Annotated in this window: 31 protein-coding genes and 1 pseudogene; 23 read left to right on the top strand and 9 right to left on the bottom strand. The window is 55.7% G+C overall.

Going from position 1 to position 19,142, the window contains the following annotated elements; all coding sequences use genetic code 11:
- Positions 1–175 precede the first annotated feature (175 nt).
- Positions 176–490 (top strand): type II toxin-antitoxin system HicB family antitoxin, encoded by a 315-nt coding sequence (locus tag AXF19_RS03555; protein WP_066845131.1) that lies wholly within the window; start codon positions 176–178, stop codon positions 488–490.
- A gap of 178 nt (positions 491–668) precedes the next feature.
- On the opposite strand, the gene AXF19_RS03550 is transcribed toward AXF19_RS03555, so the two are convergent.
- From AXF19_RS03550 to AXF19_RS15955, 5 genes and pseudogenes are all read right to left on the bottom strand, one after another.
- The gene (locus tag AXF19_RS03550) at positions 669–1,874 is read right to left on the bottom strand and encodes a site-specific integrase (protein ID WP_066845129.1); all 1,206 of its coding nucleotides are present in this window, start codon (positions 1,872–1,874) and stop codon (positions 669–671) included.
- Positions 1,875–2,010: 136 nt separating this feature from the next.
- Positions 2,011–2,823, bottom strand: coding sequence for an NYN domain-containing protein (locus tag AXF19_RS03545; RefSeq protein ID WP_084784755.1), 813 nt, complete (start codon positions 2,821–2,823; stop codon positions 2,011–2,013).
- A gap of 257 nt (positions 2,824–3,080) precedes the next feature.
- A complete protein-coding gene (locus AXF19_RS03540; RefSeq protein WP_066845123.1) occupies positions 3,081–3,500 on the bottom strand; it encodes an ImmA/IrrE family metallo-endopeptidase in 420 nt (139 codons plus the stop codon).
- A 3-nt stretch (positions 3,501–3,503) separates the two neighbouring features.
- Entirely contained in the window at positions 3,504–3,800 is a 297-nt protein-coding gene (locus AXF19_RS03535) for a hypothetical protein (protein WP_237141683.1), read from the bottom strand.
- A gap of 36 nt (positions 3,801–3,836) precedes the next feature.
- Positions 3,837–3,929: pseudogene (locus AXF19_RS15955) on the bottom strand (helix-turn-helix domain-containing protein); the annotation flags it as partial.
- A gap of 180 nt (positions 3,930–4,109) precedes the next feature.
- On the opposite strand from AXF19_RS15955, the gene AXF19_RS03530 reads away from it, so the two are divergent.
- Together AXF19_RS03530 and AXF19_RS14235 are read left to right on the top strand one after the other, a co-directional pair.
- Positions 4,110–4,301 carry a helix-turn-helix transcriptional regulator gene (locus AXF19_RS03530; RefSeq protein WP_066845117.1) on the top strand — a complete coding sequence of 64 codons (192 nt, stop codon included), beginning with the start codon at positions 4,110–4,112 and terminating at the stop codon, positions 4,299–4,301.
- 74 nt (positions 4,302–4,375) lie between these two features.
- Complete coding sequence (locus AXF19_RS14235; RefSeq protein WP_157092477.1) at positions 4,376–4,534, top strand: hypothetical protein; 159 nt, start codon at positions 4,376–4,378, stop codon at positions 4,532–4,534.
- Here AXF19_RS14235 and AXF19_RS14230 read toward each other — a convergent pair.
- The gene (locus AXF19_RS14230) at positions 4,480–4,701 is read right to left on the bottom strand and encodes a hypothetical protein (RefSeq protein WP_157092476.1); all 222 of its coding nucleotides are present in this window, start codon (positions 4,699–4,701) and stop codon (positions 4,480–4,482) included. The two genes, AXF19_RS14235 and AXF19_RS14230, sit on opposite strands and share 55 nt — an antisense overlap.
- 104 nt (positions 4,702–4,805) lie before the next feature.
- On the opposite strand from AXF19_RS14230, the gene AXF19_RS03525 reads away from it, so the two are divergent.
- Positions 4,806–5,012, top strand: a complete 207-nt coding sequence (locus AXF19_RS03525) for a hypothetical protein (RefSeq protein ID WP_066845115.1) — start codon at positions 4,806–4,808, stop codon at positions 5,010–5,012.
- A gap of 50 nt (positions 5,013–5,062) precedes the next feature.
- Here AXF19_RS03525 and AXF19_RS14530 read toward each other — a convergent pair whose 3' ends face one another.
- Complete coding sequence (locus AXF19_RS14530; RefSeq protein ID WP_172837356.1) at positions 5,063–5,209, bottom strand: hypothetical protein; 147 nt, start codon at positions 5,207–5,209, stop codon at positions 5,063–5,065.
- 121 nt (positions 5,210–5,330) lie between these two features.
- On the opposite strand from AXF19_RS14530, the gene AXF19_RS03520 reads away from it, so the two are divergent.
- Positions 5,331–5,708: a hypothetical protein gene (locus AXF19_RS03520; RefSeq protein ID WP_066845113.1), complete on the top strand. Its 378-nt coding sequence runs from the start codon at positions 5,331–5,333 to the stop codon at positions 5,706–5,708.
- Positions 5,709–5,758: 50 nt separating this feature from the next.
- Complete coding sequence (locus tag AXF19_RS14225) at positions 5,759–6,031, top strand: hypothetical protein (protein ID WP_157092475.1); 273 nt, start codon at positions 5,759–5,761, stop codon at positions 6,029–6,031.
- Here the strand turns inward: AXF19_RS14225 and AXF19_RS03515 are convergent.
- Complete coding sequence (locus AXF19_RS03515) at positions 5,988–6,545, bottom strand: hypothetical protein (RefSeq protein WP_066845110.1); 558 nt, start codon at positions 6,543–6,545, stop codon at positions 5,988–5,990. The two genes, AXF19_RS14225 and AXF19_RS03515, sit on opposite strands and share 44 nt — an antisense overlap.
- Positions 6,546–6,672: 127 nt before the next feature.
- Here AXF19_RS03515 and AXF19_RS03510 point away from each other — a divergent pair, with 127 nt between their 5' ends.
- Entirely contained in the window at positions 6,673–6,966 is a 294-nt protein-coding gene (locus AXF19_RS03510; protein ID WP_066845099.1) for a hypothetical protein, read from the top strand.
- On the opposite strand, the gene AXF19_RS14220 is transcribed toward AXF19_RS03510, so the two are convergent.
- Positions 6,913–7,413 carry a hypothetical protein gene (locus AXF19_RS14220; RefSeq protein WP_157092474.1) on the bottom strand — a complete coding sequence of 167 codons (501 nt, stop codon included), beginning with the start codon at positions 7,411–7,413 and terminating at the stop codon, positions 6,913–6,915. The genes AXF19_RS03510 and AXF19_RS14220 overlap by 54 nt on opposite strands.
- Between AXF19_RS14220 and AXF19_RS03505 the strand changes: the two genes are divergently transcribed.
- The 16 genes from AXF19_RS03505 to AXF19_RS03430 all read left to right on the top strand — a co-directional run.
- A complete protein-coding gene (locus AXF19_RS03505; protein ID WP_066845096.1) occupies positions 7,412–7,606 on the top strand; it encodes a hypothetical protein in 195 nt (64 codons plus the stop codon). The genes AXF19_RS14220 and AXF19_RS03505 overlap by 2 nt on opposite strands.
- Positions 7,607–7,623: 17 nt before the next feature.
- Positions 7,624–7,965: a hypothetical protein gene (locus AXF19_RS03500; RefSeq protein WP_066845093.1), complete on the top strand. Its 342-nt coding sequence runs from the start codon at positions 7,624–7,626 to the stop codon at positions 7,963–7,965.
- Entirely contained in the window at positions 7,965–8,273 is a 309-nt protein-coding gene (locus AXF19_RS03495) for a LysM peptidoglycan-binding domain-containing protein (protein WP_066850014.1), read from the top strand. Before AXF19_RS03500 ends, AXF19_RS03495 begins: the two co-directional genes overlap by 1 nt.
- A complete protein-coding gene (locus tag AXF19_RS03490) occupies positions 8,270–8,503 on the top strand; it encodes a hypothetical protein (RefSeq protein ID WP_066845090.1) in 234 nt (77 codons plus the stop codon). Before AXF19_RS03495 ends, AXF19_RS03490 begins: the two co-directional genes overlap by 4 nt.
- 205 nt (positions 8,504–8,708) lie before the next feature.
- Positions 8,709–9,059, top strand: a complete 351-nt coding sequence (locus AXF19_RS03485; RefSeq protein WP_066845087.1) for a hypothetical protein — start codon at positions 8,709–8,711, stop codon at positions 9,057–9,059.
- A 10-nt stretch (positions 9,060–9,069) separates the two neighbouring features.
- Positions 9,070–9,567, top strand: coding sequence for a siphovirus Gp157 family protein (locus AXF19_RS03480; protein WP_066845085.1), 498 nt, complete (start codon positions 9,070–9,072; stop codon positions 9,565–9,567).
- The gene (locus AXF19_RS03475; RefSeq protein ID WP_066845084.1) at positions 9,564–10,247 is read left to right on the top strand and encodes an ERF family protein; all 684 of its coding nucleotides are present in this window, start codon (positions 9,564–9,566) and stop codon (positions 10,245–10,247) included. Before AXF19_RS03480 ends, AXF19_RS03475 begins: the two co-directional genes overlap by 4 nt.
- Positions 10,248–10,262: 15 nt before the next feature.
- A complete protein-coding gene (locus AXF19_RS03470) occupies positions 10,263–10,802 on the top strand; it encodes a single-stranded DNA-binding protein (RefSeq protein ID WP_066845082.1) in 540 nt (179 codons plus the stop codon).
- 6 nt (positions 10,803–10,808) lie between these two features.
- A complete protein-coding gene (locus AXF19_RS03465) occupies positions 10,809–12,182 on the top strand; it encodes a DEAD/DEAH box helicase (protein ID WP_066845080.1) in 1,374 nt (457 codons plus the stop codon).
- Positions 12,183–12,185: 3 nt separating this feature from the next.
- Entirely contained in the window at positions 12,186–12,578 is a 393-nt protein-coding gene (locus AXF19_RS03460) for a VRR-NUC domain-containing protein (protein WP_066845076.1), read from the top strand.
- 22 nt (positions 12,579–12,600) lie between these two features.
- Positions 12,601–15,540, top strand: coding sequence for a DUF927 domain-containing protein (locus AXF19_RS03455; RefSeq protein WP_066845073.1), 2,940 nt, complete (start codon positions 12,601–12,603; stop codon positions 15,538–15,540).
- A 417-nt stretch (positions 15,541–15,957) separates the two neighbouring features.
- Complete coding sequence (locus AXF19_RS03450) at positions 15,958–16,335, top strand: hypothetical protein (protein WP_237141682.1); 378 nt, start codon at positions 15,958–15,960, stop codon at positions 16,333–16,335.
- Between the two features lie 46 nt (positions 16,336–16,381).
- On the top strand, positions 16,382–16,804 hold the full coding sequence (locus AXF19_RS03445) for a hypothetical protein (protein WP_066845067.1): 423 nt from the start codon (positions 16,382–16,384) through the stop codon (positions 16,802–16,804).
- Positions 16,805–16,992: 188 nt separating this feature from the next.
- Positions 16,993–17,406 (top strand): hypothetical protein, encoded by a 414-nt coding sequence (locus tag AXF19_RS03440; protein ID WP_216634974.1) that lies wholly within the window; start codon positions 16,993–16,995, stop codon positions 17,404–17,406.
- On the top strand, positions 17,403–18,665 hold the full coding sequence (locus AXF19_RS03435; RefSeq protein ID WP_172837355.1) for a PBSX family phage terminase large subunit: 1,263 nt from the start codon (positions 17,403–17,405) through the stop codon (positions 18,663–18,665). The genes AXF19_RS03440 and AXF19_RS03435 overlap by 4 nt, the downstream gene beginning before the upstream one ends.
- Before the next feature lie 12 nt (positions 18,666–18,677).
- A partial coding sequence (locus AXF19_RS03430) for a hypothetical protein (RefSeq protein WP_216634973.1) occupies positions 18,678–19,142 on the top strand: 465 nt, incomplete at its 3' end.

Raw genomic sequence — 19,142 nt, 5'->3', positions numbered from 1 at the left:
CATCTTTTTTGCCCGCACTTCGTCGGCAAATCCTCCACATAGCCTCTGCTATGCGTCCGGTTTGCCTCCTAGTTCGGACGAAAAAATCTGCGCCAATCTGACGGACTTCATTTTATCAGCGATTCCTAAGATTTTGAAACAAGCGGGTCTGATATAACGGTGGAGGTGAGCGGCAATGAAGCATTATTATCCTGCGGTGTTCGAGACTGCCGAAGAGGGCGGCTACACTGTGACCATTCCTGATATTGAGGGGTGTTTCACGGAGGGGAGAACGCTGGAGCAGGCAATGTGGATGGCGCAGGACGCGATTGGATGTATGTTGGAGGGCACGGATGAAAAGGACTACCCGCGCGCCCGAGGCGTAAAAAGTGTAGATACATCGGAATTTGCGGATTGTTTTGTGACGCTCGTGGAGTTTGATCGACAAATCTACGAGCAGCGGTGTCGGGATATATTGATTGCACGTGAGCAGCTTGCGGCACTGGCATAAAGGTTATATTTGTGCGGATAAGGGCATCTGAACAAGGTGCTCTTTTTGTCTGCGTGGAGGAGATGGAAAAAGCGTATTTTCAAAATACTGTATTTCCCGCCTAGTCCCGCGAATTTCACTGAAATCACTGCGTTTTGCGCGTGCCGCTGGGTCGTTTGCCTACAATTTGCCTACAAAGTCACTTGCCTACAAATTCGGCGAAGATGGCGGCGGTCTCACGCTGCATTTCCTCTGTATCGTGTGCATAGAGGTTCTGCGTGATTCCAACATCAGCATGCCCGAGACGCGCAGCAACGTCGATCGGGTTTGCGCCGGCCTCGATCAGCCTTGTTGCATGCGTGTGCCGGAAGCTGTGCGAGTTCAGCCCGAGGGGATGCAGGAGCTTGCGAAAAGATGCATAGTGGATAGGGAGCCCGAAGGCGTCTGTACAGATAACTGCTCTGCGTGGCATGTCTATCTGCCTTGCTTCGATTTTCGGCGAGGTGTGTACGCGGCCGTCCGTGTCCTCGTAGACAAGCTGATAGGCGTTCCCCAGACGCAGTTCGTTCCGCGACTGTAGCGTTTTCCACTGCCGCAGCTCAGCGATCAGGACTTTGTCAATGTAGATCCTGCGCGTGCTTGTCCTGTTCTTGGGCGCAGAGAAATACATCAGATGCCTGCGCCCTGCGAGGTTCAGCTGGCGGCAGATGTGGATCGTACCGTTTTGGAGATCGATGTCGTCCCACGTGAGCCCGAGCACCTCGCCGATCCGCGCGCCCGTGTGGTACGCGAGCACCAGAGGGGCATGATACTTGTGCCCCAGCGGGCACTTTTTCAGCAGCGCGGCGAACTGCTCCGGCGTGATAATGCTCCGCTCGAGGAGCTTCCTCGGTGCCGATCGGGGGATGCTGATGCCCGTGCATGGATTGACGGGGATAATCTCAGCAGGATAGACAGCGTATTTCAGCGCAAAGGAGAGGACGGTACGGGAGAGGGACAATGAACTTCTGGAAAGACCTTTTTCCGCAAGTGCCTTTATCCACGCGTCAATATCGCGGGGGCGGATATCCTGCACATACATCTCTCCGAGGATGGGGTTGATCCGCACGCGGATCGCGGACTCATAGTCTGCATATGTCCCACGCGTGACGTTCGGGCGGGATACATTTTCAAGCCACGCAGCGAGGTAGTCCTTCAGGCGGATCCGCTCGCTTGTGATGCCGATGTTGCCGGACTTCCAGTCTGCATAGGCGGCAACACCTGCATCATATGCCTCCTGCTCTGTCTCGTAGCCGCCCTTTTCGACCATCTTGCGTCGCCCCGTGGCGGGGTTCTTGCCCGCATCAAACGAGTAGGAGTACGTCTTGCCGCGCTTTCGCGTGCGGATTGTTGCTTTCTTTGCCATAATAATACACCTCCGGAAATTATGTGGAATAATCCCCGAAGGTGTGATATACTTTGTCCTGTCACGGAGTGGGCATATCTCTTCGGGGATGACCTGCTTCACCGCTCGTCGTGTTACCAGCACGGTGGGCGGTTTTTTATTTTATAAGTGAAGTGGTATTAACCGGGGGAGTCCCTTCACTGTCAACGCTTGCCTTAATTGGCGATGTAAAATTTTCTGTAGGCTTCGGTATTTCGCTCTCTGTAATAGTATCGCAGTTCTTACTCGAGTTCACAGGGGGCGGAGGCGTTGGTGAGCTATGTCTCCACGGTGTCTCTAATCCGTCGATATGCTCGAAAAGGTCAGCCTTGATGTCTGCGCCCATAGGGTCTAGGATAAAGTCAATCCCTTCACGTCTTGCGAGCTTCGCGGCAGGAACGAAATCACTATCTCCGGCTATAAGGATGATCTGATCAACCTGATGCTTATAAGCAAGAGATGCGATATCAATACCGATTTTCATGTCTACGCCTTTTTGTCGGGCGTGAAACTCAAAATCAGCTACTATCAGGCTGTCCAGTGTTCGTTTGTTGTTCAGTAAATCGCGTGTTACTTCTGGGCGTAGATTATAGTTTGGTTTTTCGGCAAGTACTCCGAGGCGAAGTGCGTATTTTCGTCTACGTTTCAGCTCGTCCATAAATGCTTGCGTCCATGTGCTGGTTCCCGATTTTTCCAGATCGACATTCTCTTTCGTCAGAGGATGATAAACGCTGCGCCTGGTTGGCAAACAGTCATAGTAAAAGATTCGATACAAGCACCGAGAAATGAGTCCGTCTTTCTTCTTTATGTGAGCCATGCAGTATGCAGTTAATTCCTTTGCACGTTCCTCTGAGGTCTTAACTCCCCATTGATGTCGTGCTCGTTTCCTATAAAACCCACCGTCAACAAGAATGGCCGTTCTGATTATCATATCGTCACTCCTAAAAATAAAAGAGGCTCATGGATTCTGCTCCTCCCATATCATAGAAGAGCATACTACCGATGAGCCTGTTTAGCAAACCTTTTGTACTCAGCAGTATACCTCTTTTATGTGAGAATGTCAATTCATGGTGATCTGTTTTCTCACCACCCTGGGGGGCAGTGGTTTTTTATGCCCTTTTGCGGCGGCGGTAGAGGCGGCTACTCTATATCGCTCTGAAAGGCGACGGCTTTGCTGAGGATGCGGCTTTATCCCTTCAATCCGACAAACTCGCTCGGCACACCGAATGACGCAGCGAGCTGATAGATCGAGCAGTCGGGGTACTCACGCAGCAGGTCGTCAGGGAGAAGAAGCTCAACAGCGAAGGTGTTCGCCTGCCGTTCGAAGCGGCTGTGCGGGTTGAAGGTCTTTGTGTCCATAAAAACTGTGTTCATGGAGCGGTGCATCTGCATGTGCCCGAGTTCGTGGGCGAGGACGAAGCGCGCTGCGTATTCTTCCAGTTCCTCAGAGAGATAGATGATATGATTGCGCTTGTGGTATTGGTAAAATCCGTTGAGGTCGATCAGTGTGCAGTAGATCAGGATCACATCGAGTGCCCGCGCGATGGTAAAAGGATCGTTTGAGTTGCATCGCCGCATGAGTTTGATTGCACATTCCCTTGGACTCATGGCTTAATCCTCGTGACGGTATTTCTTCGGCGTGTACTTTGCCTTGTTGCGCTTCTTCGCCATCTCCATCCCGATCTGCATGGCGTCAAGGATGGACTGGATGCTCTCGGGGCTTGCGGGGTGTCCGTCAAACATCAGCCCCTCCTCCTGCATGAGCTTGTCCTTCATATCGTCCATCATGCGGGTGATCTCGCGCTCATCTTTTGGAGTGAGGTCGGGCAGTTCGTCGGAGGCGGGGGACTGCTTAGGGGTAATGCTGATCTCTAGTCCGTTATCTTCTATTAGGTTGCTTTTCTTCAAGCCAAAATGATCTGCGATTTTTTGGACAGCACCCATGCGCGGCTCTTTCAGTCCGCTTTCCCATGTTGATACTGCTTTGTCGGAAACACCTGCGATTTTTGCAAGTTCTTTCTGTGACAACCCGTGCATCGTTCGTAGCCGTTTAATGTTTTCGCCTATTGGCATTCTTATCACCCCTAAGCCCATACTATACTAAAGGTAGAAAAAAATCAATATCGAAATGAAAAAAATCTACTTTTAGGGGTTGTAATCCTACTAAAAGTAGAGTATACTTTAGCCATGATATAGGAGAAAGGGGGAAGTCAAGAGATGAAACTCAGCTTGAAGACGGCTCGTGTGAACGCCAATATGTCACAAGCACAGGTGGCAAAACGCCTTGGTGTTCACGTCCAGACGTATCGTAAGCTAGAAGAAAATTCGGATACGGCAACGATAGGGCAGGCGAAGAAATTGTCCGCGCTGCTCAAAGTTCCGTATGACGAAATTTTTTTTGCCTCATAACTCTACTTTTAGTAGAACAACAACCACGAGCGCAGAGGCACACGACATCCGCGCAATAGAGAGGAGGTGAGGGGATGGAGGTCATCATCAAAGGCGAGGCAAAAGAAATCGCCGCCCTGCTGCTGGAAATCGAAGGGCGGCGTACGATGACCAAAGAAGATCGGGTTGATTTCATTGTTCAATCTGTGATGAGTGCTTTGCAGAGCACGCGGAACATGAAATCTCTGTTGTAGTTCATTGTAGCGTGGATAGCGAGAGGAATCAGTTCTGCTGCAGAGGCTCCGTTTCCATATTTTGCAGATACATCGTCAAGAGAGGCCTGCAATTTGTCTCCAAAGCCGTTTTGAAGCATCTCGGTCTGAACAGATTCAAAAATTGCAGCTAATTCTTCTTTTGTCATCCGAATCACCTCCTTTCCGTGTCCAGTATACCACGGCGGGGAGGGAGCAACAACTACGAGCACGTAGTCAAACGACATCCGCGCAGCAGAGAGGAGGTGAGTGGATGGAGATTAACATTGACCTCTTACGGCGAACGATGATGTACCACGGTTTGACGAATGAGAATGCTGCAAAGGCACTCGGAATATCACGGGATGCTTTTCAACGGCGACTTCGCAAGAGGTCATTTCGCGTCAGTGAAGTACACATGCTCATGCGGTACATTCCTATTACCAAAGAGGAGGTCTGGCAAATCTTTTTCAGCGAATGAAAACGGTAGGGCGCTGCTTACACCCTACCGTTTCAGAATCCGACGTTCAATTACTTCTTACCACGCGAGGGGCGTTGTGCAAGAGCACTGCCTGCAGCAGTCTTGGAAGCAGCACCTGTGCGACCATCACGCAAAACTTTGGATGCCGCACTTGCTGCACGAGCAGAAGTAACTTTACCGCTGTTCGATTTCGCCATATCGCTTCACCTCCTGTATCTAGTCGATGTATTGATTATACTACATATTGCGTTTTTAATCAATACGACACTAAATATAGTGGCGTGAAGTTAAACAACAACCGCGAGAGGAGAAGAACACATGGCACTCAAGTGGAACATGAACAACGTCGTTGCCGCACGGGGCAACACCTACACCTGCATTGCAAGGTTTGACAACAGCCGCTTTTGGCTCGAGGTCAATGCGATCACGTCTGTGCAGAACTTCAAGGGGCATATCCGCCGCATCGCGCAGCTCTGCGGCGCGAAGGAGGTCGAGATCAAGTATCTCCACATGGACGATGAGGAGGGCACGCTCACCGAGCCGCGCGAGAACATCGTGCTCTTCTCCAATCGCGGCGATGACTACAGGTACTTCACCGAGTCGATCGACCCCGCGACGGGTCGCCGCGTTATCAACTACCTCGCCCCCGAGGAGGTTTTCCACCTCGGGAGCGCACAGAACGTCAGCGAGGCATGAGCAGTGAGCAGAGGCACACGGCATCCGCGCAGCAGAGAGGAGGTGAGGGGATGGATTTGCTTAAGAATTGGTTTGGATACCATAGAAAAGCAAAGGCAAAGCAACGAACCGTATTGGAAGATTTGACGGCAGAGAGCTCGCTTATTGTGCGAGAGAGCAGGCTGCATGAGCGCAGATATATTGTAGTGCTTGCGAACAGCTTTGCAACACCCGTCGAAGCCAAAAACGCCGCCATACGCATTTCTGAACGTATGGCGGCAGAAGAGGGTGTGTTTGTGGTTATGGAATTAACGTATGATATAACCCCTGTAGAAGATGCTTGAGATTCTCAGGAAAAAAGAGTTTGTATACTGTGAATACTATACCAGCAAGCCACCACAGTACCTGCACTATTTTGACCGCAAGGTTGCCTGCTTCAACACCCAAGTATACACAGAGACTTCTCGGAAAGAAAACAAGAACACTCACCCACCATAATGGGTTGAAGGAGTTCCACATGCGCTCCTTGTAGACGCCGAGCGCGTCATTTATGAGTGTGATGTGAACACTGGAGATTCGCCTATGCCTTGCAGGGAAGTTGTCCAATGCGCTTACATTACTGCTCATGACATGGTTCATTTCCATCGGCTCGACTATAGGGACTTGAGCGTCGGAAACATTGGCGTGGGTGAGCAGCTGCCTAAGCAAAGATCTTTTCTGCCTCAAGTGTATGTTGTTCGCGGGGGCGCTGCCAAGCCATTCACAATAATCTGCATAAATGCTGCGCAAGCGATAAAACGAGACCGCGCTGTCCACAAGAATGTACAAAGGGATAAGCAACAACCAGAAAATCTCCATGAAATCAGCTCCTTTGATGCATTTTAGCATGAATATAGCTGTTGAGCAATCATTGTTGGGATAGACAGCGAGGACGAGCGCATCGCCCTCGCGATCCAGCGGGGCGGCGTAGAGAGGAGGTGAGAGGATGGAGCTTTTTGTTATCGCAGTCCTTTTGTTCTTCAACCTTGTTCTGCTGATTCAGCTTTGCTTTGCTGTCAGCAATCTGCGGAATGAGGTTGAGTATCTGGCAAGTGAAATCCAGACAAAGGATGCAATGAAGCACGATCATACGCTGCATATGATTCTGGACAATATGCGCCAGTATCACGGTGCAACGATGAACAGCATCGCAGAGATGTATAAGGATATTGTCCGCAAAGGAGCTTCAGAAGGGAAGGTAGTTGGACAGGCGTCCGAGGAAAATCCCAAGTATCATTGACAGCAACCCGAGAATGCCTGCCGCAATCCAATTCGTTTTGGCGAAGTCAAAAATCTCCTGCGGTGTGTACCCGCACTGCTCGTACCAACGGGTGTTGGTTTTGAGCTTGTTCCGAGCGGCAAGTTCAATGATTTTCTCAAAGGTCGTTACTTTTCCTAATGTGGATTGGTGCAGGCGTATGAAGTCACGATTCTCAAACGTTGCAGCTTCCTCTGCACCTGTTAGAAATGTGGCGGGTGTGATGTCATTCTGCTTTATAAGGCTGGGCATGCGGGGATCACCGATGTAGGCGTGTCCATATTTTTGAATCAGGAGTGCGGAGAGGTCAATCTTGCATTTGTCAGGCACTTTATAGAGTTTGACCGATGACACGCTGTCCGGTGCGGTGCGCAGCCTCTCATTACGGAGCACCTTGAAGCGGTGCTCAAGAGAAAGGAGCAACATCATGAAAACGTGTTACTACGTCAAGACCCGTGTCGATGATCGCGGACATGTGTCCCTCATCGAAACTGGTGCTGTCGATGTCAAGGGGCTGCCAGAGGGGCGCTGCTCCTCGACAGACTACGAGGATGTCTATACGGACTGGTTCGAGAGCCGTGAAGAGGCGGACGAAGTCGTCCGTGAGGTACGGAGTATGTGAGAAGGGGAGGTGACACAATGGTAAGTATTAACCCGTTTGACACGCTACGGGATGAGATGAAGGAGATTGTCCGCAGCATTGTCCGCGAGGAACTGGCGGCAGTGCAAATGACAGCGGCAGTGTCGCAGCAGCCCGCTCCTGAGAAAAAGGATCGCCTGATCGGACGCGAGGAGATCGCGCGACGTCTGGATATCACGCCCGACGTTGTGACGGCGAAGATGGGACGCGGTGAGCTGATCTGGACGATCGACCCGACGGGCGGCGAACGCAAGATGAAGGAGTCCTGGCTTGACGATCACATCGCAAAAATGCCCGCATATCGCGGGCTGCGCAGTGCCAGAAAGGAGGCAGTCGCATGATGAACGCAAAGAAGCTCATCGCCGGATGCGCGCTTGCAGGCGCGGCGATCCTCTGCGCGGGGATGGCACAGGAGGACGACGGCAAGAACGTCGTCCTCCTCGAGGAGACGTACACGGTCAAGAGCGGCGATACGCTCTGGGGGATTGCTGAGACGTACTGCGCGAAGAACACGGGGACGCGGCGTTACATCCTCGAGTACAAGGCGGGGATGGAGGAAAACAATCCGTGGCTCGTGGAGCGCCACGGGATGATCTACCCCGGCGATGAGCTGCGGCTGACGTACTGGGTGAAGGAGGGAGAGAGATGACGGAGCAGAGGGCGACGCGGCGGACGGTGCTGGAACGTGACGGACTGCGCGTCGGGGTCATCACGTACAAGAATACGCACACGGGCGGATGGCGTACGGTGGTCTCGGCATATGCAGAGGACAACCCCGGCATATGGAGTCCTGCGCATACGAGAGAGGAAGCGGGGGCGCAGCACGCAGCGGCGGTACGCATGGTGAAGCTGATGGGCTTCACGGAGACTCGAGTATGAACCGTCCTGGCTACGGCTGCCTCACCTGTCCCAAGGACGAGTGCGATGGATGCACGACGATACTGGCGACGCGGGAAGAGATGGCAATGCTTCGGTGCGGGGTTTCCAAAGCACGCAAAAAAAAATACCCCGAACGGCGGCAGCCGCTCGGAGCGATGCGAAAAACTCTACGTGCTTATTGTAGCACAGAATGGGAGGTTTGACTATGACGAATTGCGAGAAGCTCTACAATTTCTTCATCGAGCACCCGAAGGCTTCGACGGACGAGGTGATGGAGGCACTTGAATGGAAGGAGCGCACGAAGGTGAGCAAGTACAAGCACCGCCTGAAGCAGCGCGGCTTCATCGATGTGAATCCCATCGACGGGGTGCGGGTGCTGCGCCCCTACCGCAAAGAGGACGATGAGAATCCGATCCACGACTACAAGCAGGACGCTTACCTTCAAGCAGCGGATGCGTGCCTTGACCGCATTCACCGTCCCGAAACGACGATCCCGCAGCTGATCGAGCTGATCCGCGAACTCCGCATGATTCTGAAAGCGATTGTGCCGGCATAAGGAGGACGACATGGCAAGAACACTGTATGACTTGGGCGACGCATTCAACGGCGTCATGGATCTGGTACTTGACGAGACGATGGATCTCACGGTACTCGATGAGTGCCTGCAGACGATCGAGGCGGATATCACGGTCAAATGCGAGAACGGCATCGGGCTGATCCGCAGCCTCGAGAATCTGCGCGACGGCATGAAGACGGAGGCGCAGCGCCTCACGGAGCGGCAGCGGGTCATCGACAACCGCATCCGCTCCATCAAGGAGTGGTATCAGCGGAACCTTGACGCGATGGGCAAGTCCAAGGTGGAGACGATGCGCGGCACGATGGCTGTTCAGAATAACCCGCCGTCGCTGAAGGTGACGGACGCAGAGCAGATTCCAATCTGCTACCTGACGCTCGTACCTGCGCGCTACGAGGTGGACAAGGATGCGGTCAAGACGGCGCTGAAGGCAGGTGAGGAAGTGCCGGGCGCGCATCTCGAGCAGGGGAGGAGCCTCAGGATCCGATGAATATCTTCGAGAAGATCCAGGCCGTCCGCGTGAAGCTCGCGCAGGACGGTCTGAAGAAGGGGAAGAAGAACGAGTATGCGGGGTATACCTACTATGAGCTGGGAGACTTTCTGCCGCGCATTATGGCGCTGTGTGAGGAATGCAAGATTTTCCCCGTCATTTCGTTCACGTCGGATGTGGCGACGCTCACGGTCTATGACTGCGAAAAGCCGGACGCGAAGGTGGAGATTACGACGCCAATGTCGACGGCGCAGCTCAAGGCGTGTCATCCGGTGCAGAACCTCGGGGCAGTGCAGACGTATCTCCGGCGTTATCTCTACATCGCGATGTTTGAGATTGTGGAGTCGGACAAGATAGAGGCGGTAACGGGCAAGGAGCCCGTCGAGACGCCCGCCGCCGCTCCTGTGTCCAATATATCGCCGAGCGGCCGCGCGTTCCGTTGCGATATCACGAAGCCGCCGCGCGATGAGATCGTGCGGCTCTGGCAGTTCATGGGCTGGAATACAGAGGGGCTCGACAACTATCTCGCCACGCGGGCGAAGAATATGAATATGGAGCAGACACCGCTGTTCTATCAGAAGGTGCTGCAGGAGCAGATTGAATTCTGCATCACGGAATCCCGCAATGGGACGCCGGGCTACGCGGGCAGACTGTTCGATGACGGTTATCCGTTCCGGTAAGAGAGGAGAATTACGATGAACGTATCATTTTTCGGCCGATTGACGAAGGCTCCCGAGGTCAAGACGAACCAGACGGGAACAACGTACACGGCATTCACGGTCGCGACACAGGTACAGGCAAAGGGGCAGGACGGCAAAGCGAAGAGTATCTTCATCGATGTGTCGGCATTCGGCAAGCAGGGCGACAATATCGTCAAGTACTTTACCAAGGGCAGCCGTATTGTGATCCACGGCGACATCTACGACGTGCGGGCGTGGATCGGCAACAATGACGGTCAGCCGCATACCAGCGTGAATGTGACGATGACGGGCTTTGACTTTGTGGATACGCAGGCAGAATCGGCAGCGCGTCAGCAGGGAGTCCCGCAGGCAGCACCGCCTCCGCAGATGCAGACGGCGCCGCCCCCGCAGGCTCCGCCCGTACAGCCTGCGGCGGGGTATGCGCCGCAGATTCCCGCGCCGATGCAGACGGGCGCTGCACCATGGGCGCCGCCTCCTGCTGCATATGCTGCTCCGCAGCAGGGCGCACCAAACTACGCGGTGGCACCCTATTGATGCGCTATGGAGATCAGGCTCAGACCGTATCAGGAGCAGCTGGTCGATGATGTGGGTTATGAGTTCGGGGCGGGGCGGCGGCGTGTGTGCGCCGTCATGCCCTGCGGCGCGGGCAAGACGATTGTAACGGCATGGATGGCGCGCGGCACGGCACTTTCGGGGCGGCGCGCTATTTTTATGGTACATCGGCAGGAACTTATTGAACAGACCTCGGCGACGTTCACGGAGATGGGCATTCGTCACGGTCTGATCGCCGCAGGTGCAGCAAAGGAATACGATTTGCCCGTGCAGATCGCCTCTGTCCAGACGCTCGTGCACCGGCTCGGCGAGGTGCCGCCGCCCGACTTCCTGATCTGCGACGAGTGCCATCACATCGTCGCGAACAGCTACCGCAAGATCATCGACCATTTCGGCGCGATCTGCGTGCTCGGGGTGACGGCGACGCCGGAGCGGATCGGCGGGCAGGGACTCGGCGAGGTGTTCGAGTCGCTGGTGCTCGGTCCGTCGGCGGCGGAGCTCATCGCTGCGGGCAATCTCACGCCGTATGACTACTATGCGCCGCCCTCGAAGTTCGACCCTGCTGCGGCGCATGTGCGTTTCGGTGAGTACGTCAAGAGCGACCTCGTGAATCAGATAGACGACGCCGATGTGATCGGCGATATCGTGAAGAACTATCAAAATCTCGCTGCGGGCAAGCGTGCGATCTGCTACTGCATCAACCGCGCGCACAGCGAGCACGTAGCGGCATCGTTCCGTGCGGCGGGGATCCCGGCGGAGCATGTCGACGGGGAGACGCACCGCGCGGCACGTGCGCGTGCGGTGGAGGAGTTCCGCGCGGGGCGGCTGCAGATTCTTTGCAATGCGGAGCTTCTCGGGGAGGGTTTCGATGTGCCTGCAATGGAGGCGGTGATCCTTGCGCGGCCGACGGCTTCACTGACACTCTACATCCAACAGAGTATGCGTCCGCTGCGCCCCGACCCCGCACAGCCTGAAAAGCGTGCCGTCATCATCGACCACGTGGGCAATGTGTTCCGTCATGGACTGCCTGACGAAGCGCACGCGTGGTCGCTGGAGACGAAGAAGAAGAGGCCGCGCACGACGGCGATCAAGATATGCCCCGCCTGTTATACGGCTCTGCCAAGCACAGCGCGCGCCTGTCCCTGCGGTCATGTGTTCATGGCAGCAGCGGCATCGGAGGAGCGCAAATATACGGAAAAGGACGGGACGCTCACGAAGATTGAGGAGATCAGGCGCAAGAAGCAGCGGCAGGAGGTCGGCATGGCGCGCAGTGTCGCAGACCTCACGGCGATCGCCCTGCAGCGCGGCTACTCGCTGCGCTGGGTGTCGCGCATGGCAGATATGAAGCATCTGAGAGGATAGAAGATGAAGAAATCAGAGCATGAGATTCAAAATGAGATCCGCGTTGCCGTCGGCAAGGAGCAGTCCGCGACGCTCTTTCGCGCCAATGTGGGCGAGGCGTGGACAGGAACGTTTGCCGCAAGCAAGCTGAACCGCATTGTCATCGAGGACGCGCGGCGCTTCCGTAGCGGCCTGCCGATCGGCTTCCCGGATCTCTTCGGATTCCGGACGGTCACAGTGACGCCCGAGATGGTCGGCAGGAAGCTCGCCGTGTTTGCCTTCCTCGAGGTGAAGAAGCCCGGCGGCCGCACGAGCAAGGCGCAGGAGAAGATGCACGCATTCCTGCATGAGGCGGGCGCCGTCGGTGGCATTGCCCGCTCTGCCGAGGAGGCTGTCACGCTACTGCAGCGTCTATGAGTACGGCGCAATTTGAAACGAGGTGGGCGTCATCGATGCACTAGATTTTTTCAAGGCGCTCTATCCGGAGGAGACAGAGGGGCACGCCTACATCTGGACAATGCCGGACAAGCGTACGCAGGTGTTTGGCTGTGCGGATGCTGCCAATCTCACTCGCGCGGCACAAGTGGCAAATGACGCGGGCAAAGATGTGTATTTCTCCGTCGGCGTGTCCGAGCGGCTGTTCCGTGCGCATGAACGGGCAAAGGCTGCGGACATCGTCGCGATTCCTGCGCTCTGGGTGGATATCGACATCGCGGGCGAGAGTCACGTGGCGAAGGCACTGCCGCCGGACTATGCGGCGGCGCGGGCGCTCCTGCCGGAGATGATGGATCCGTCGCTCGTCGTGCACAGCGGGCACGGGATCCATGCGTACTATCTCTTCCGCGAGCTCCTGGACACACGCACGGATGCGGAGCGCCGCACCGCCGAGAATCTGCTGCGGCGCTTGCAGGGGGCTGTGCGCACGCGCGCCGCTGCGCACGGCTGGCATGTGGACAGTGTGCCCGATCTCTGCCGCGTCCTGCGCGTCCCCGGGACGCTGAACCGCAAGGGCGGCGTAGCCGCACCCTGCATGATCGCGGAGTATTCCGAGGGGCTGCGGTATAATGCGGAGGACTTCGATGTGCTGCCCGAGGTGCAGGAAATCAGCCGGGCGGAGCGTGCGGAGAAGTTCGAGCGCCGCCCGACGGACGGGGACGCGCGTCTGATGCTCGCGAACTGCGCGTTCCTGCAGCATTTCCAGCAGAACTATAAAACCCTCCCCGAGCCTGTCTGGAAGGCAGCATGTACGAACCTCATGCGCGGCGTGGGCGGCGAGGAGATCATCCTGCCGCTCGTGCGAGACTGGATTGGGACAAAGTACAACGAAGCCGATACGCGCAAGAAGCTCGCGCACTATCTGCATGAATGCACGCCGCAGACATGTGCGCACATTCAATCAGAGCTGGGATTTCGGGGCTGTACGGACTGCCCCGGCGTCAAGTCGCCCTGTGCGTGGTCGCTCGGCAGAGTGCCGCAGGCAATCGCAAAGCTTCGCGAGATCGCGCTGCCGAATGCGGAGAACACGCTGAACGAGGAGACGATCGGCGCGCTTGCACTCGTGAAGCAGGAAAGCGGCCTCGAGTATGCACGCTTCAAGGAGCGGTGCAAGGGAAATGTCAATCTGAACGACCTGCAGCGCGAGGTGAAACGTGCACAGGCGGCGCAAGCGGGGCTGTCCGTCCTTGAGGGCGGCGCACTCGCGCCGGGGCAGCGCCTCGGTGATGTGACGACGCGCACATTCGTGCCGGACACGCCGCTTGATCTTGCCATACCCGCCAACTTTGCCTACGGCGCGGACGGCGTCTATGAGGTGCGCATGACGGAGATGGGGCAGGTGCAGCGGCTCGCTGCAGGAACGCCCGTCATCATCTCCGAGAAGCAGTACAACATCGACACACAGACGGAGAAGATAGAAATATCCTTTCGCTATTACGGTCATTGGGTGCATACGGTCTGCAAACGCTCAGAGGCGTTTTCTGCGCGCGGCATTATCGCGCTCGCCGATCGCGGGCTGAATACCTCGAGCGAGTCGGCAAAGTACCTTGTGAAATATTTGCAGGCACTCGAGGCTGCCAATCCGCACATCCCGCTCGTTCATGCCGTCTCCAAGATCGGCTGGCGACCGTACGGTCTGAGTGAGTTTGTGATCCCATCATCGGGTACCTACCGCGTCGATCTGGACGATGACGGGGAGCTTGCCGCAGCGTTTACAGAGTGCGGGACGCTCGCAGAGTGGAAGGCAGCGGCGCAGGAGATACGAAAATATACGTTTGCGCGCTTTGTCCTCGCGGCGGCATTTGCGGCGCCACTGCTCCGTATCTGCAGTAACCGCAACTTTATGATTTATTTCTGGGGCACATCGGGCGGCGGCAAGACGGCGGCGCAACGGTTCGCGCTCTCGGTCTGGGGCAATCCGACGCGCCTGATGAAGTCGTTCTATGGGACGATAAACGGCCTTGAGCGTGTCGCCGAGTACAGCAATGATTTCCCGCTCGTCATCAACGAGCGGCAGGTCATGATGGGCAATAATAAGCAGGAGGCGCTTGAAAGCCTCGTCTATATGCTGGAGGGCGGTCATGGCAAAGTGCGCGCGAGCAAGTCCGGCATCCGCAAGACTGCCACATGGCGCACGATCGCGATGGCGTCGGGTGAAGAACCGCTCTCCAAAGAGAGCAGCATCCAGGGCGTCAGGACGCGCCTGATCGAGCTGAACGCCTATCCGGTGCTACCGGAGCAGACGGCAAAGATGGTCTATGCGCTGGATGAGGAGCAGCACGGTACGGCGGGCAGGGCATTCACGCTGCGCCTCTTACAGGAGGAGCAGACGGCATACGCGGAGATCCTTGCGGCGCGCACCGCGCTGATCGCACGCCTCAGAGAGGACTATCCCGAGCATTTCGAGCCGCATATCGACAATGTGGCGACGGTCTGCATTGCAGATATGCTCGTCAGTATGTGGCTCTTTGATGAGGCGGCGGATGCGGCGCAGCAGGCCGCCTATGACATGGCTGCATCCGTCATGGGCGAGCTGCCGACCAGACGCGAGATCTCCGACACGCAGCGCGCGTGGGACTTCGTGGAGGCGTGGCTCGTCAGCAATTGGCAGCGGTTTTCCGAGGAGTTCGGAGAGCGGGCGCGGCTTTCGCCGGAATATGGCTTTGTCCGCGACAACTGCATCAATGTCTACCCGATGTATCTGCGTGCTGCGCTCGATGATGCGGGCTTTGCGTCCAACAAGTTCTTGAAGGAGTTTGCCGAGATGGGGCTAATCTGCTCGTCGCCTGAGAAGAATAAGCGTAGGTTTACAAAGCGGGTCAGCTACGGCGGTACAAAGCTTCATGTCGTACAAATTCCGCAGGTTATGGAGGGGCTGCTATGAGTTTGTGGGAACTGTGGGAACTCTGTGGGAACCGTTGTGGGAACCGCAAAAATTCAGTGTTTTCAAGGGTTTGCGGTATATATAAGAGAGAGTTCCCACAGTTCCCACATAATATATATATACCCTACAACCACCCTTACCTTAATCATAAATAGGGTATAAGGGTGGGGGGTGTAAAAAAGTATATATATGTTTTTCAAAATTTGTGGGACTGTGGGAACCGTTGCCCCTAAACCCTTGTGGCTCTAAGAGAAGTGCGGTTCCCACAAATGCCAAAAATCGCGGGAACCGGCGCGGGAACCCCTATATTTTCGCGGGAACCCTTGTGAGTTTGGAGATGATTTTATGGGCTATTTCGAACATGTGCAACGAAAAACAGAGAGTGCGCCGCCAAAATCTTCTGAGGCAAGTCCATATATGTCGCTGGTCGAACGTATCGAGCAGCGCGCCTATGCGATGCTGAGCCCTGAGGAGCAGGCAGCGAGCTCCTATGCGAGTGTGGATCCGTTTGCGGATCTCTCGCCGAGTGACTCCGAGCTTTGGATTATCGTACTCAGCAAGGCGCGCGAGATCGACAAGGAATTCTATGCGCGACTCTACTACATACGCGGCGGCGGGACGCAGCTCGTACGGAATTATCGCTGGGGCTATGTGCTGCGGCCGATCATTACAGGAGATAATGCGAGCGGCTGGCTGAGCATGGAGCAGTATGAAGCCGAAAAGCATTGTTTAGATGGCTATGTGCAGCAGCTTGTCAGTCTCCTGCGGATGATTGCGTATGATGGAGCTGCGTAAAGGAATAATTTCGCTGCATGAATGCAGCGCTGTGAGGAGGCTTTGAATGACGGCGAAGGAATATCTCTGGCGCGTCCGCGACGCCGAGCGTGAACTGAAACGTATTGAACAGGAATACAAACAGGCAAAAGCCGACATTCTGCATCTGAAGGCGATCCGGTATGACACGGACAAGGTCACAGGGGGCAAGACCTGCGATCTCTCGGATGCAATTGCAACGATTGAGGGTTACATGGAGCGTCTGAATGCGCAGTGGGATAAGCTGATTGTGCTGCGCAAGGAAGCAAAGGTGCTGATTGAGCGGATTGCTGACGGGCGGTATCGGGATGTGCTGACGCGGCGATATTTGCAGGGGCAGTCTCTTGAGGAGATTGCAGTTGATTTGCGGTATAACTATCGTTGGATTAAACGACTGCATGGGAGGGCGTTGGGCGAATTTGAAAAATTGGCCCCGGAAAGCCCCCTATGATCTGTGGTATAATGTAAACTGAGAAAAGAGAGGATGCTGAGGCGGATTCTCGGAGGGCACAGCTGCGGCAGTGCCCTTTTTGTATGCGTGGGAAACATAAATTTTTGCGGCTTTTTATGCCTCGCGTTTTTGAGATATAAATTTTTAAAGGCAGGTGGTGAGCGTGTAGCATGGCGAATGAGCGGAATTTGAAGCCGTTAAACCAACGGACAAAGAGCGAACAAAGAGAGATCACAACGAAAGGCGGCATCGAGAGCGGCAAGGCACGCCGCCGCAAGAAGGCACTCAGGACGGCACTCAAGGAGGCGGTCGCGCTCTCGATGAAGGAGCTGCATCCGGATCTCAAAGATGGCATTATGCGCGCTGCGGGTCTCAAGGATGAGGCACTCACCGTTGGCGATGCAATCCTCGGCAGCATCGTCCGGAGTGCCTGTGCCGGTGATCCTAAGATGATGAAGATCCTCCTCGATACCATCGGCGAGAGCGCCGACATCCGCCTGCATGAGCGCGAAGTGAAGCTCAAGGAGAAAGCCGTTGACGCAGGGCGGGAGGAAAGGGCGGAGTCGATCACGTTTGTATTTGAGCGGAGGGATACGGAGTGAACGAGCGGATTGTCAATGTCGCGGAGCTTGTTGCACCGAGCTTTGACGGTATTTTCTACGATGTGCAGGAGCACCGCTATACGCACTATTGGCTTGCGGGAGGGCGCGGCTCCACGAAGTCCAGTTTTGCGTCGCTGTGCCTCCCGCTCCTCCTTTTGCAGAATCCCGCGTGCCATGCGGTCGTTCTGCGCAAGGTCGCAAACACGCTGCGCAACAGCGTCTACAACCAAGTGGAGTGGGGGATTCATGCGCTGGGCATATCCGATGCGTTCGCGGCACGGGTGAGTCCGCTGTCGTTTGAGCACAGGGGCACGGGGCAGAAAATCCTGTTTCTCGGTGTGGATGATAAGAGCAAGATCAAGTCGCTCAAGCTGCCGTTCGGTTATGTCGGCGTTGTGTGGATTGAGGAGCTTGACCAATTCACGGGCATGGAGGAGATCCGCAGCCTCCTGCAGTCGCTCCTGCGCGGCGGGGCGCGGTACTGGGTGTTCTGCTCGTACAACCCGCCCAAAAGCCGCAACAACTGGGTCAACGAGGAGGCACTGTTTGACCGCGACGACCGCATTGTGCACCGCTCCACCTATCTGGGCGTGCCGTCCGCGTGGCTCGGTGCGCAGTTCATCCATGAGGCGGAGCGGCTGCGGGAAAAGAATGAGACGCTGTACCGGCACGAATATCTCGGCGAGGTCACGGGGACAGGCGGTGGTGTGTTCGACAATGTAGAGGATGTGGAGCTGAGTGATACCGACGTGGCACTCTTTGACCGCCTCTATCACGGTCTTGATTTTGGGTTTGCTGTTGACCCTCTTGCTTTTGTCTCCATGCACTACGACGCCAAACACGAGGATTTATACATCTTTGACGAGATCTACGAGCAGAGGCTGACAAATGCACAGGCAGCGCGGAGAATCCTGCCACGTCTCCACGGGCAACACCTGACCGCAGACGCAGCAGAGCCGAAGAGCATCGCGGAGCTGCGTGGGCTTGGGCTGAATGTGCAGGCGGCACGCAAGGGTCCCGACTCCGTTGCATACGGGATTCACTGGCTGCAGGGGCGCAGACGTATCTACATCGACAAGCGCCGCGCACCGAACACCTACCGCGAGTTCGTCGGCTACGAATACGAGCGTAACAAAGACGGGCAGTTTATATCGGCCTATCCGGATAAGGATAACCATACGATTGACGCAGTGCGCTATGCGACGGAGGCACTTGCGGCGGGCGAACGCATACGGGCGATGCGCGGCAATATCTACTAAGGAGGGACGCTTTTGGATATCAACGAAATGGCAGAGACTTACACGCTGCTGCATGACGCCTACTATGGGGACGGGCAGTTTAAGCGGGGCGGAGCGCTCATCCGTCACACGCGCGAGAGTCTGGAGAATTTTGCAAAGCGCAAAAAGCTCGCCTACTACCTCAACTATATGGGGCCGATTGTCAACGCCTCGGTAGACCCGATCTTTCGCAACGAGATCAAGCGCGAGTACAATGACACGGCGAAATTCAAGGTGTTCCTCGACGACGCCGACCGCGCGGGGACAGACCTGCAGAACTATATCCGCCGTCTGGCGGTCATGGCGAAGCTCTACGGCGTTGTCTATGTCATCGTCAACAATGCGCCGGAGATCGGTGCAACAGTGCAGGATAGCCTCAACAAGAGGGCGCTGCCGTATCTTGCTCATGTACTGCCGAATGAGGTCACGCATTGGCGCTTCGATGAACGCGGGTGCATG

Origin of the sequence: Selenomonas sp. oral taxon 126 (genome assembly GCF_001683335.1) — a bacterium.
In the GTDB taxonomy this organism is placed as follows: Bacteria; Bacillota; Negativicutes; order Selenomonadales; family Selenomonadaceae; genus Centipeda.
The sequence above is the reverse complement of the archived record's forward strand: the minus strand, read 5'-3'. Positions and strand labels throughout refer to the sequence as shown.